We start from the raw sequence: 12,203 nt of genomic DNA on the forward strand, positions 1-12,203 counted from the left end.
GCCCGCGCATTGCCTTCAGGCCTGCCGCCTTCCGCCGGTTGTGACCCACAGCCGCGACGGCTATTCTGCCCCGAAGACGCGAGCATGATCTTGCCCGCCCACTGTAAGCGCCAAGATACGAATAACTGGTAGAGAATTCCATTGTTTCATCGAGCCAACTTCCGCCGCAGCGGGACCGTCCTGCTGCTGACCCTCGCCACCCTCTTGGCGGGCTGCACGCCCAACACTTCAGGCGAGGCGATCTTTGACCCCTACGAGAAACAGAACCGCAAGGTTCATGCCTTCAACAAGGGGGTGGATCGCACCTTTGGCGGTGGCAAGGGCGGCGGGATCGGCAAGGCCGTTCCGGTGCCGGTGACGCAGGGCCTGTCGAACCTCTCGACCAACTTCAGCCAGCCCAGCTACATGATGAACCACCTGCTGCAGGGCAATATGGAAAGCGCCATGCGCAACTTCTGGCGTGTGGTGGTCAACACGACGGTCGGCGTAGGCGGGCTCTTCGACCCGGCCACCAAGATCGGCCTTCATGATGACGCCACCGACTTTGGCCTGACCCTTGCCAAGCATGGCGTGCCAGAGGGGGCCTACATCGAGTTGCCCATCCTCGGCCCGTCGACCGAGCGCGACGTGGCCGGCAAGATCCTCGATACCGTGCTCAACCCGCTGCAGGGTGTCATCAAGGCGGAAGACCAGAGAAAAATCGCGGGCGTGAAGGTGCTCTCACGCGCCGGTGATCGGGCAAAGTATTCGGAAACCGTCGATTCTGTTCTATATGACAGTGCAGACAGCTACGCTCAGGCGCGGATCATCTACCTGCAAAACCGCAGGGGACAGGCCGGCGATACGGCGTCGGCAGAAGCAGAGGCAGACGAGGTTTACGATTCCTATGAAGACTTTTACGGCGGCCAATGACACCGGCATCCTGACCCGGCGCAGCCTTCTGACCGGAGCCGCAGCGCTGACTGCGTCCGCGCTGACCCTTCCGCGCGAGGCCTTCGCGCTTTCGGCCGGCGCATCGCAGCAACTGGTGACGGCAGCGGTCAACGACATCAACAAGGTGATCGCTTCGGGCAAGTCCGAACGGGCGATGTATGGCGATTTCCAGCGCATCTTCGTGCGCTACTCGGATCTCAACTACATCTCCTTCTACTCGCTCGGCTCGGCGGCCCGCAGTGCCTCGAAGGCGCAGATGCAGGCCTACACTCAGGCGTTCTCCGGCTACATCTCCCGCAAATACGGGCGGCGGTTCCGCGAGTTCATCGGGGGCCGGATCGAAGTGAAGGGCGCCCGCAGCGTGAAGAACTGGATCGAGGTCGATACCATGGCGGTTCTGCGCGGCAGTGCGCCGTTCGATGTGACGTTCTTCGTCAGCGACAAGAGCGGGAGCCACAAGTTCTTCAACCTCTTCATCGCCGATGTGAACATGCTGCTGACAGAGCGCACCGAAATCGGGGCGATGCTCGACCGGCGCGGTGGCAAGATCGACGCGCTGATCGCGGATCTCAAACGCGCGTGAGGGCGTGGCGCCTTCTGGGCCTGGCGCTTGCCTGTGCCGCGACCCCTGCAATGGCGCTGGAGGTCGAGGGCCGGTATCGCGCCAGCCCGGAGGCCGATTGCGAGGCTGGTGACGGGGCCGAGGGCTTCCTGCGGATAGAGGATGGCGTGTTTCACGGCCTCAGCGGCACCTGCAAGATGCTGAACCCCGTCAACGTGCGCGACATGAACGCCCAGCTCTTCGACATGGAATGCGAGGGCGCCAATCCCAACTTTCAATGGACCGAGCGCGCGCTCTTCATGGAGGGCGCGGAGGGCGGGCTGATCCTCGCTTGGAACGGCTATGCCTTCCGCTACGAGCGGTGCCCAATACTGTCGGAAACCGCTGAGGCCGAGGCGGAGCCAGCGGCCCCGCCGGCCGAGGCCGCCATAGCCACAGACTGATCGGTCAGCGGCAGCCCAGCAGGCCGCAGAGCACATCCTCCAGAATCCGCTCCGCCACATCGCCGTTCTGACGGCGCCGCTGCTGGCGTTGCTGACGTTGCGCCTCGCGCTCGGCCTGCCTGCGGGCACGCTCAGCCGCGCGGCTCTCGGCTTCGGTCTGCTCCCTCGCGGTCTGCTCGGGCGGCGGCTGGGTCTGGCTGACCTGCGGTTGCGCGCGCTGGGGGATGAGCATGGGCAACTCATGCACCGGCAGCCCCTCGTTCACCCGCACCATCACCTCGCGCCAGATATCGGCGGGCAAGCCGCCGCCGGTGACGCCGGTGAGCGGTGTGTTGTCATCGTACCCCATCCAAACGCCGACCACGTAGTCGGCGGTAAAGCCGAGGAACCACGCATCGCGCGCAGAGTTCGTGGTGCCGGTCTTGCCTGCCGCCGGGCGGCCAATGTTGGCGCGGCGACCTGTGCCTTGCTCGATGGTCTGGGTCATCATGTAGACGAGATAGCGCGCGGCCTCCTCGGTGATGACCCGCTCGCCGAGGCCGCCGCCTTGGCCCATGAGCGGCTCGTCATCGCCCTTCAGGCGCAGTTCGAGGATGCCATAAGGCGTGACCGAGGTGCCACCGTTCAGGATGCCGGCATAGGCCCCTGCCATCTCCAGCAGTGAGGACTCCGAAGCCCCGAGCGCCAGAGCCGGGCCCGCAGCAAGGTCGCTCTCGATCCCGAAGTCCTCTGCGATATTGCGGACGTTCTCGCGGCCCACGGCTTCGGAGACCTTCACGGCGGGGATGTTGTAACTATGGGCAAGCGCCTCTGTCAGCGTGACCCGGCCATGAAACTTGCGATCGTAGTTCTTGGGGCTGTAGGCGCCCGAGCCGGGCACGTTGATGGTGATCGGCTCGTCCACCACGGTCGCGTTGGGCGTGTAGCCAAGGTCCAGCGCGGCGGCATAAACGAACGGTTTGAAGCTGGAGCCCGTCTGCCGTTTCGCCATTGTGGCGCGGTTGAACGCGCCGGTCACCTTGGTCTGACGCCCGCCAACCATCGCGCGCACGGCACCGTCGGCGCTCATCACCACCACGGCGGCCTGAGCGGCGGAGCCTTCCCTCACCTTGGTGGCGAAGATTTCCTTCATCGCCTCCTCGGCGGCCCGCTGGATGCGCTGGTCGAGGGTGGTTTTCAACACCACATCCTCGGTGGTGTCCTTGGTCAGAAAGTCGGGGCCGGTATCCATCACCCAATCGGCAAAGTAGCCGCCCGCGCGGGCCTGCGCGGCCTCGCTGAGGGTGGCAGGGTTGTTGGTGAACTCCTCGCGCTCTGCCATCGAGATGTAGCCCTGCTCCTGCATCAGCTTCAGCACCGTGGCCGCGCGGGCCTGACTGCGCTCGAGGTCGGAGGTAGGGGCATAGCGCGTGGGGGCCACGAGCAGGCCCGCCAGCATTGCCGCTTGGGCCGGGTTCAGGTCTTTCGCGGCAATTCCGAAATAGCGCTGCGAGGCGGCAGCGAACCCGCGCGACGAGGCGCCGAGATAGGCGCGGTTCAGGTAGATCGCCAGCACCTCGTCCTTGGTGTAGCGGGTCTCCAGCGCCATGGAGTAGATCATCTCCTTGACCTTGCGCCACAGGGTGGTCTCGCGGCAGTCGGCCTCATAGGCGGCCTCGCTCTCCCACGCCCCCTCGTCATAGGGGATGCCGAGGCAAAGCAGCTTTGCCGTCTGCTGCGTGAGCGTGGAGCCGCCGTGGCCGGAGAGGGGGCCGCGTCCCTCGGAGAGGTTGATCCTGATCGCGGATGCGATGCCGCGCGGGCTGACGCCGAAGTGGCGGTAGAACCGTTTGTCCTCGGTCGCAACCACGGCGTTTTTGAGATGGGGCGAAACGTTTTCGACCCGGATTGGGCCGCCATAGGTCTCGCCGCGCCAAGCATATACCTTGCCGTCCCGGTCGAGCATGGTCACCGAGCCGCGCGTGCGGGCGTCGAGCAGGGCGGTCACATCTTCGGGGAGGGTGGTGTAGAAGTAGCCCACGGCGCCGGCCACGATGAGGCCCACGACCACGCCCATGCGCCATGTGACACCCCAGATGACCCGCATGAAGAAACGGGTGATCCGCGCAACCCAGCCCAGCACACCCTTTGGCGCGGGCCGCTTGGCGCGCGGCGCGCGTTTTTTCTTGGGGGCCTTAGCCTTCTTGGGTGCCGCCGTTTTGGCGGGCGTCGCGCCGGAATAGCGCTTCTCCGCCACCAAGGGCGTCTTCTTTCGTCCGTTGCCGCTCATGCGTGCCTCGCTCGCATTTTTCCGCGCACCATAGAGGTGGGGACTCGAAAAGGGGAGACAAGACCGCGCGACATCGCCGATTTTTCATGCCGCCTATTTTTTGAGCAAAGAGATTAATTTGTGCAAAAATTGTGCAACCGCCTGCTGAATCCGCAGGCGCAACAGTGCGCCCTCGCTTGATGCCAACGGGCAGGCAGGCTGTGACTGTGGCCGTGAACCCGCCAGGGCTGCGCCTGGCACAAAGGAAGGGGACAAACGTGAAACTCATCATTGCAGCTATCAAGCCGTTCAAGCTGGAGGAGGTCCGCGAGGCGCTGACCGCCATCGGCGTGCGCGGAATGATGGTGACCGAGATCAAGGGCTTCGGCTCTCAGTCCGGCCACACCGAAATCTACCGCGGCGCCGAATATGCCGTGAACTTCGTGCCCAAGGTCAAGCTGGAGATCGTGGTCTCCGCCGCCATGGCCGACCAGGTGGTGGAGACGATCCAGACCACCGCGAAGACCGACAAGATTGGCGACGGCAAGATCTTCGTCCTGGATGTGAACCAGGCCGTGCGCGTCCGCACCGGCGAAACCAACGACGAAGCGCTTTGAGCGCGGACAGATAGGGGACTCTGACAAGATGCAATTCCGCAAATATATCCCGGCCGCCGCGGCCCTGACGGCAGCGATCGCGCTGCCCGCCATGGGTTTCGCGCAGGAGGCCGAAGCCGACATGACGCCGCCCAATGGCGAAATCGGCTATATCTTCACCACCTTCATGTTCCTCGTCACCGGCTTCCTGGTGTTCTGGATGGCCGCGGGCTTCTCGATGCTCGAGGCCGGCCTCGTGCGCCAGAAGAACGTGACGATGCAGCTGACCAAGAACATGGCGCTCTTCTCGATCGCCTCGCTCGCCTACTACCTCGTCGGCTACAACCTGATGTACCCCGGCGATGGCTGGATCTCCGAGGGCTACCTCGGTGCCTTCGGCCCTGCCGTGCTTGAAGCCGTTGGCCTGGCTGAAACGGAAACCGACCTGACCTATGCCTCCGTCGGCTCCGACTTCTTCTTCCAACTGATGTTCTGTGCCACCACCGCTTCGATCGTTTCGGGCACGCTGGCCGAGCGCATCAAGCTGTGGCCCTTCCTGATCTTCGTGATCCTGCTGACCGCGTTCATCTACCCGATCCAGGCCTCCTGGAAATGGGGCGGCGGCTTCCTGGCGCCCGGCGCCGAGGGCGTGACCGACTTTCTCGACTTCGCCGGTTCGACCGTGGTGCACTCCACTGGTGGCTGGGCAGCGCTTGCTGGCGCGCTCATCCTTGGCCCGCGTCTTGGCAAGTACAAGGACGGCCGCGTGCATCCGATGCCCGGCTCCAACCTGACCCTCGCCACTCTGGGTACGTTCATCCTGTGGCTCGGCTGGTTCGGCTTCAACGGCGGCTCGCAGCTCTACATGGACACTGCAGGCAACGTGGCTGACATCTCCCGCATCTTCGCCAACACCAACACGGCGGCTGCCGGCGGTGCTCTCGCGGCGATGGTCCTGACCCAGATCCTCTACAAGAAGGTCGATCTGACGATGGTGCTCAACGGTGCTCTGGCCGGCCTCGTGTCGATCACTGCTGAACCGCTGACCCCGGGTCTCGGCGCGGCCACCCTGATCGGTGCCGTGGGCGGTGTGATCGTGGTCTTCGCTGTGCCGTTCCTTGACAAGCTGAAGATCGACGACGTTGTGGGCGCCATCCCGGTGCACCTCTTCGCCGGCATCTGGGGCACGCTGGCCGTGTGCATCACCAACGGTGACGCCTCCCTCGGTGTGCAGATCAAAGCCATCCTGATCGTGGGCATCTTCGTCTTCGTGGTGAGCGGCGTGATCTGGTTCATCCTGAAGGCCATCATGGGCATCCGCGTCAGCGAGGAAGACGAGATCACCGGTCTCGACACCACCGAGCTTGGCATGGAAGCCTATCCGGAGTTCGCAAAAGGCTGACCTCCCCTTCCGGGACAGTCTGGAACCAGCCCCGGGCGTGAAAGCGCCCGGGGTTTCTCTTTGCGAAGGGGGCTGCCGCCGAATGGAGGCGGCTCAAACGTAGGGACGAGCGGCCAAATTTAGGGTGGGGGCTATCAGCCGATTGCTGCGTGAACCGGTACAAGAGGGCTGCGGCCGGCCTCGGTCAGCAGCGACACTGAGAGATCTTCGCCCTCAATCACAACCGCAGAGAGCGGCCCGCCATAGGCTGCCGCGCTGTCGATGTTGAGCCGGTTGCCGTAATGCGTGGCGGCGGCCACCGGGCTGTGGCCATGCACAACCAGCCGCCCGTGATCGCGCGGGTCAGAGAGAAACGGCTCCCTGATCCAGACAAGGTCATCCTCGACCTGATTGGCAAATCTCACACCCGGCCGCACGCCTGCGTGCACAAAGAACAACCCCGGCATCAGGTGATGGGTCGCCATGCCATCCAGCAGCGCCACATGGGCTTCGGGCACCGCGGCCCGGGCATCGCGGTGGATCGCCTCCTTGCCGCGGGCTGGGTCGGTATCGATCCCGTAGCTTTCCAGCGTGCTGCGCCCGCCGATGTTGGGTTGCAGCCAGTGCAGATCGGGGCGGGACGGGTCACGCAGGCGGTCCGGCTCGAGGAAGCGGCGCATCATCCGGTCATGGTTGCCCTTCAGGATCACCCAAGGCTTGCCCTGCGCCACACCCTTGGCGAGGTAACCCAGCACGCCCGCCGAATCCGGCCCCCTGTCCACGAGGTCGCCGACATGCACCACCAGCGCATCGCTGTCGCCCGTGCGTGTGCGGTCGGCCTCGATGAGGGCATGGACAGCTTTCAGCTTGTCCAGGTGACCATGGATGTCGCCAATCGCGTAAACGCGCATACCGCTTCGACCTTTTACAGATGTCCGGGCGCCAGCATCGCCCTTGGGCGGGGGATACCACGGCGACGGAAAGGGTCAACCTCCCGCGCAAGAATTTGCCGGCGGTGAAAATGAAAGGGGCGGTGCCGAACCACTCAGCGCCGCCCCCTCAAGTCGTTCAGAAGAGCCGTCAGGCCACGTCGAATTGCAGCGGCTTGATGGACTGGAAGAGCGCCGTGTCGGCGAGTTTCTTCAGCACATCATCAGGCACCCGGTCATCCACATAGAGCAGAGCGATGGCGTCCTTACCCACCGAGGAGCGCCCAAGGGTAAAGTTGGCGATGTTCACACCGTTGGTGCCAAGCGTCTGGCCGAGGGTGCCGATGATGCCGGGCACGTCCTTGTTGGTGGTGTAGAGCATGTGTGCGCCGATCTCGGCGTCGATGTTGATGCCCTTGATCTGGATGAACCGCGGCTTGCCATCGGAGAAGACGGTGCCCGCGATGGAACGCTCGCGCAGGTCGGTCACCACGGTCACCTTGATGTAGCCATCAAAGGCGCCGGCCTTGTCTTGGCTGGTGGTGGAGATCTTCACGCCGCGCTCCTTGGCTATCACCGGCGCGCTCACAAGGTTCACATCCGGGTTGGCCTTTTTCATGATGCCCGCAACGACCGAGCAGTTCAGCGCGGGCAGGTTCATGGTGGACACGACACCATCGTAGAGGATGTTGATCGCCTTGATCGGCTCGTCGGTCATCTGGCCGATGAAGCTGCCAAGGTGGTCGGCGAGCTTGACCCACGGGCCCATGACCTTGGCCTCTTCGGCGGTCATCGAGGGCATGTTCAGCGCGTTCTCAACCGCGCCGTCGAGCAGGTAGTTCGACATCTGCTCGGCCACTTGCAGGGCTACGTTTTCCTGCGCTTCCGAGGTAGAGGCGCCGAGGTGCGGGGTGCAGACCACGTTTGGCAGGTTGAACAGTACGTTTTCGGTGGCGGGTTCTTCGGCGAACACGTCGAAGGCGGCACCGGCCACGTGGCCCGACTTCAGCAGTTCGGCCAGAGCGGCCTCGTCCACCAGTCCGCCGCGGGCGCAGTTGATGATCCGCACGCCCTTCTTGGTCTTGGCGAGGTTTTCGGCCGAGAGGATGTTGCGGGTCTGGTCGGTGAGCGGCACGTGCAGGGTGATGAAATCGGCCTTGGCGAGCAGCTCTTCCAGCTCGACCTTGTGCACGCCCATCTTGTCGGCCTTCTCCTCCGTCAGGAACGGATCGTAGGCCAGCACCTTCATGTGCAGCCCGCGCGCCCGGTCGCAGACGATACCGCCGATGTTGCCTGCGCCGATCACGCCCAGCGTCTTGCCGGTGAGTTCGACGCCCATGAACTTGCTCTTCTCCCACTTGCCAGCGTGGGTCGATTGCGAGGCCTCGGGCAACTGGCGGGCCACGGCGAACATCAGCGCGATGGCGTGCTCGGCGGTGGTGATCATGTTGCCGAAGGGCGTATTCATCACGATCACGCCCTTCTTGGAGGCGGCTTCCTTGTCGACGTTGTCGGTGCCGATCCCGGCGCGGCCGACGACCTTGAGGTTGGTGGCATGCTCCAGCAGCTTAGCAGTCACCTTGGTGGCAGAGCGGATGGCGAGGCCGTCATACTGGCCGATCACCTCGGCGAGCTTTTCCTTGTCTTTGCCGAGTTCCGGCATGAAGTCGACCTCGATGCCGCGGTCGCGGAAGATCTGGACGGCGGTTTCCGAGAGCTTGTCGGAGACGAGAACTTTGGGGGCCATGGGTTTGGTCCTGTCGTATGGATGTGGGGGGAAGGTGCGCGATGACTGCGCACCCTAAGTTTGTTGCGGTGCCCGTCGGGTGCGCAGTCATGGCGCACCCCGGGGCAGGGTCAGGCGGCTTCCGTCAGCGCGGCGATTTCAGCTTCGAAGGCCCATTCGAGCCAAGGCAGCATCGCCTCGATGTCGGAGGTCTCAACCGTGCCACCGCACCAGATACGCAGGCCCGGAGGGGCATCGCGGTAGGCACCCACGTCGAGCGCCACGTTCTCGTCGCCCAGCCGCTTGGCCACGGCCTTGGCGAAGGCGGCGCCATCGGTGATCTGGTCGTCGGTGAACTTGAGGCACACGCTGGTGTTGGAGCGCGTCGCCGGGTCGGTGGCGAGGTTGGCGATCCAGTCGCGGCTCTCGCAGAACGTGTGGATGGCCTGCGCATTGGCATTGGCGCGGGCAATCAGGCCTTTCTGCCCGCCCACGGATTTGGCCCACTCGAGCGCAACGAGATAATCCTCGACGGCCAGCATCGACGGCGTGTTGATGGTCTCGCCGACGAAGACACCCTCGATCAGCTTGCCGCCCTTGGTGAGTCGGAAGATCTTGGGCAGCGGCCATGCCGGGGTGTAGCTCTCGAGCCGTTCGACGGCGCGGGGGCTGAGCACCAGCATCCCATGGGCCGCTTCGCCGCCGAGCACCTTCTGCCAGGAGAAGGTGGTGACATCGAGCTTGTCCCAAGGCAGGTCCATCGCGAAGGCGGCGGAGGTGGCGTCACAGATCGTCAGGCCTTCGCGGTCCGTCGGGATCGCATCGCCATTCGGTACGCGCACGCCCGAGGTGGTGCCGTTCCAGGTGAAGACCACGTCAGTGTCAAAGTCGACCTCGGCGAAATCGACGATCTCACCGTAGTCGGCGGTCTTCACCTCGGCGTCGATTTTCAGTTGCTTGACCACGTCGGTCACCCAGCCCGCGCCAAAGCTCTCCCATGCAATCATGGTGGCTTTGCGGGCGCCGAGCAGGTTCCACATGGCCATTTCAACCGCCCCGGTGTCTGAGGCGGGCACGATGCCGATGCGGTAATCCGCCGGGATGCCGAGGATCTCGCGGGTGGTCTCGATGGCGGCTTTCAGCTTCGCCTTGCCCACGGCGGCGCGATGCGACCGGCCAAGAGCGGCGTCAGAAAGCTTGTCGAGCGAGAAAGTGGGGATTTTGGCACAGGGGCCAGAGGAAAAGCGCGGATTGGCCGGGCGCGCTGCCGGTGCTTCGATAGCCATTGCTGGTATCCTTCCAGATATATGCCTCTCGTTGGGGAGAGGTGTCCCGCCGCCGCATGTAGAGAGGTGCCAGGTGGCGCGCAAGCCGGAAAATCGCGCGGATGTGACAGGTCAGGTGGCAAAAGCGGCGGCGGATGTTCCGATCGGAAACAGGGCTAGTCGAGCGGCAACGCGTCCAGCGTGTCTTTGAGGAGTTTGGCGCTGCGGGCGAGATCGGCGGTTTCTTGTGGCGAAAGTTCGGGCGGCAGGTCGGCCAAGACGCCCTTGGCCCCGATGAGGCGGGGCAGCGAGAGCGGCACCTCTTGCACCCCCGCCACATGGGGCGTGAGGATGGAGACAGAATGCACCGAGGCCTCGTCGCCCCCAACGGCCTCGACCAGCCGGGCCAGCCCGGCGCCGATGCCATACCATGTGGCCCCCTTGCCCTCGATGATGGTGTAGGCGGCGCGGCGCACGCCCTCGTCAATCCGGTCGCGGGCCTCGCGGCCCAACGGCCGGCCCACCTGCGCCGCGACCTCCTCGAGCGGCAGCGCGCCGACACGGGCCGAGGACCAGGCCAGCACTTCGCTGTCGCCGTGCTCACCCAGCACATAGGCATGGACCGAGCGCGGGTCGACGCCGAGTTCGCTGCCCAGAAGATGGCGGAAGCGGGCGGTGTCGAGAATGGTGCCAGAGCCGATGACGCGGGCCGGCTGCAGGCCTGCGAGGCGGGTGGTGATGCCGGTCATGATGTCGACCGGGTTGGAGGCAATGAGCAGGAGCGCGTCGGGCGCGTGGCGGGTGATCCCCTCCAACACCTCCCTGAAAACCGCGGCGTTTCGCGCCAGCAGATCGAGCCGCGACTCGCCGGACTTTTGCGCCACACCGGCCGCGATGATCACCACGTCGGCACCGGCCAGCGCGTCGAACCCTCCGGCCTCCAAAGTGCAGGCCGAGGCAAAAGGCATGGCGTGTGCAATGTCCTCGGCCTGAGCGCGGGCAAGGGCGGCGTTGGTATCGACCAGCACGATGTGCCGCGCTTGGCCGAGCAACCCGCAGGCATAGGCCGCCGCACTCCCGACCATTCCGGCCCCGACGATTCCGAGCTTCATGCTGCACTCCATTGCTGATTCCCGTTTAAGGAGAGTGCCGCTCGCCCGACCCGGTTTGAAGCGGAGCACTGGCCAAGCCCCCCTGCCAAATGTTCTATGGCGCGCGAATCGACATTTCGGAGCCCGTTTGATGTTCATTGCGTCTTTGATTGCCCGCCCCGGCGGGCTGGACCCGGCGGCCGTGGTCGCCCTGCGCAACGCATGGGGCGGTGGCGATGTGCAGTGGCTTGCGCCTGACGAGGCGGCTGAGTTCGAGCTGCTTGGTGCCTTGCCGACCAACGCGCTCGAGGTCAGCACCGAGATGCGCGCGATGGGGGTGGATCTCAACATCCTGCCCGGCGAGGGGCGCAAGAAGCGGCTCCTGCTAGCCGACATGGACTCCACCATGATCGAGCAGGAGTGCATCGACGAGCTTGCCGCCGAAGCAGGCGTGGGCGAGCGGGTGGCGGCAATCACCGCGCGGGCGATGAATGGCGAGCTGGACTTCTTCGAGGCGCTGGATGAGCGGGTGAGCCTGCTGCAGGGGCTGCCGGTGAGCGTGATCGACAAGGTGCTGGCCGAGCGGATCAGCTACCGGCCTGGCGGCAAGGTGCTGCTGGCAACGATGAGGGCCAATGGGGCCCGCACGGCGCTGGTCTCTGGCGGGTTCACTGCCTTTACCGCAAAGGTCGCCGCAGAGCTTGGCTTTGACGAGCACCGCGCCAATGTGCTGCTGACCGAGGGCGAGAGCCTGAGCGGCAAGGTTCAAAAGCCTGCGCTCGGGAGCGATGCGAAGGTCGAGGCGCTGATGGATATCGCCAGCGGCCTGGGCCTGAGCAACCTCGATGCCATCGCCGTGGGTGACGGGGCGAACGACCTGCCGATGCTGGATACGGCGGGCATTGGTGTGGCCCTGCACGCCAAGCCCACCGTTGCTGCGCAATGCGATGTGCGCGTGGATCACGGCGACCTGACGGCGCTGCTCTACCTCCAAGGCTACGCGAAATCGGAGTTCGCGGGGTAGGTCGG

Annotated in this window: 11 protein-coding genes; 6 read left to right on the forward strand and 5 right to left on the reverse strand. The window is 64.8% G+C overall.

Features of this window, described 5'->3' with window-relative positions; genetic code table 11:
• Positions 1–141: 141 nt before the first annotated feature.
• Genes ACUXVX_RS02965 through ACUXVX_RS02975 form a run of 3 tightly spaced genes read left to right on the forward strand, consistent with a single transcriptional unit; the run spans position 142 to position 1,938 of the window.
• A complete protein-coding gene (locus ACUXVX_RS02965; RefSeq protein WP_446310299.1) occupies positions 142–912 on the forward strand; it encodes an MlaA family lipoprotein in 771 nt (256 codons plus the stop codon).
• A complete protein-coding gene (locus tag ACUXVX_RS02970; RefSeq protein WP_222471149.1) occupies positions 887–1,516 on the forward strand; it encodes an MlaC/ttg2D family ABC transporter substrate-binding protein in 630 nt (209 codons plus the stop codon). Before ACUXVX_RS02965 ends, ACUXVX_RS02970 begins: the two co-directional genes overlap by 26 nt.
• Complete coding sequence (locus ACUXVX_RS02975; RefSeq protein ID WP_446310300.1) at positions 1,513–1,938, forward strand: hypothetical protein; 426 nt, start codon at positions 1,513–1,515, stop codon at positions 1,936–1,938. Before ACUXVX_RS02970 ends, ACUXVX_RS02975 begins: the two co-directional genes overlap by 4 nt.
• Before the next feature lie 4 nt (positions 1,939–1,942).
• Here the strand turns inward: ACUXVX_RS02975 and ACUXVX_RS02980 are convergent, their stop codons facing one another.
• Positions 1,943–4,207 (reverse strand): transglycosylase domain-containing protein, encoded by a 2,265-nt coding sequence (locus tag ACUXVX_RS02980; RefSeq protein WP_222471147.1) that lies wholly within the window; start codon positions 4,205–4,207, stop codon positions 1,943–1,945.
• Positions 4,208–4,464: 257 nt separating this feature from the next.
• Here ACUXVX_RS02980 and ACUXVX_RS02985 point away from each other — a divergent pair, with 257 nt between their 5' ends.
• Together ACUXVX_RS02985 and ACUXVX_RS02990 are read left to right on the forward strand one after the other, a co-directional pair.
• Positions 4,465–4,803, forward strand: coding sequence for a P-II family nitrogen regulator (locus tag ACUXVX_RS02985; protein WP_222471146.1), 339 nt, complete (start codon positions 4,465–4,467; stop codon positions 4,801–4,803).
• A gap of 28 nt (positions 4,804–4,831) precedes the next feature.
• A complete protein-coding gene (locus tag ACUXVX_RS02990; protein ID WP_222471145.1) occupies positions 4,832–6,184 on the forward strand; it encodes an ammonium transporter in 1,353 nt (450 codons plus the stop codon).
• A 134-nt stretch (positions 6,185–6,318) separates the two neighbouring features.
• Here the strand turns inward: ACUXVX_RS02990 and ACUXVX_RS02995 are convergent, their stop codons facing one another.
• The 4 genes from ACUXVX_RS02995 to ACUXVX_RS03010 all read right to left on the reverse strand — a co-directional run bounded on the left by ACUXVX_RS02995 (position 6,319) and on the right by ACUXVX_RS03010 (position 11,195).
• The gene (locus tag ACUXVX_RS02995; RefSeq protein ID WP_446310301.1) at positions 6,319–7,074 is read right to left on the reverse strand and encodes a metallophosphoesterase; all 756 of its coding nucleotides are present in this window, start codon (positions 7,072–7,074) and stop codon (positions 6,319–6,321) included.
• Positions 7,075–7,243: 169 nt separating this feature from the next.
• A complete protein-coding gene (gene serA, locus ACUXVX_RS03000; RefSeq protein ID WP_222495989.1) occupies positions 7,244–8,839 on the reverse strand; it encodes a phosphoglycerate dehydrogenase in 1,596 nt (531 codons plus the stop codon).
• 110 nt (positions 8,840–8,949) lie between these two features.
• Positions 8,950–10,104, reverse strand: a complete 1,155-nt coding sequence (locus ACUXVX_RS03005) for a phosphoserine transaminase (RefSeq protein WP_446310302.1) — start codon at positions 10,102–10,104, stop codon at positions 8,950–8,952.
• Positions 10,105–10,259: 155 nt separating this feature from the next.
• Positions 10,260–11,195: an L-lactate dehydrogenase gene (locus ACUXVX_RS03010; protein WP_446310303.1), complete on the reverse strand. Its 936-nt coding sequence runs from the start codon at positions 11,193–11,195 to the stop codon at positions 10,260–10,262.
• Between the two features lie 130 nt (positions 11,196–11,325).
• Between ACUXVX_RS03010 and serB the strand changes: the two genes are divergently transcribed.
• Positions 11,326–12,198 carry a phosphoserine phosphatase SerB gene (serB, locus tag ACUXVX_RS03015; RefSeq protein ID WP_446310304.1) on the forward strand — a complete coding sequence of 291 codons (873 nt, stop codon included), beginning with the start codon at positions 11,326–11,328 and terminating at the stop codon, positions 12,196–12,198.
• Positions 12,199–12,203 lie beyond the last annotated feature (5 nt).

Source organism: Vannielia sp. SX4 (assembly GCF_052828525.1).

What these genes read in the sequence shown, in the direction of transcription:
- ACUXVX_RS02970 (WP_222471149.1), top strand. Translation starts at nt 887, where the DNA reads ATGAAGACTTTTACGGCGGCCAATGACACCGGCATCCTGACCCGGCGC.
- ACUXVX_RS02980 (WP_222471147.1), bottom strand. Translation starts at nt 4,207, where the DNA reads ATGAGCGGCAACGGACGAAAGAAGACGCCCTTGGTGGCGGAGAAGCGC.
- ACUXVX_RS02990 (WP_222471145.1), top strand. Translation starts at nt 4,832, where the DNA reads ATGCAATTCCGCAAATATATCCCGGCCGCCGCGGCCCTGACGGCAGCG.
- ACUXVX_RS02995 (WP_446310301.1), bottom strand. Translation starts at nt 7,074, where the DNA reads ATGCGCGTTTACGCGATTGGCGACATCCATGGTCACCTGGACAAGCTG.
- serA (WP_222495989.1), bottom strand. Translation starts at nt 8,839, where the DNA reads ATGGCCCCCAAAGTTCTCGTCTCCGACAAGCTCTCGGAAACCGCCGTC.
- ACUXVX_RS03005 (WP_446310302.1), bottom strand. Translation starts at nt 10,104, where the DNA reads ATGGCTATCGAAGCACCGGCAGCGCGCCCGGCCAATCCGCGCTTTTCC.
- ACUXVX_RS03010 (WP_446310303.1), bottom strand. Translation starts at nt 11,195, where the DNA reads ATGAAGCTCGGAATCGTCGGGGCCGGAATGGTCGGGAGTGCGGCGGCC.
- serB (WP_446310304.1), top strand. Translation starts at nt 11,326, where the DNA reads ATGTTCATTGCGTCTTTGATTGCCCGCCCCGGCGGGCTGGACCCGGCG.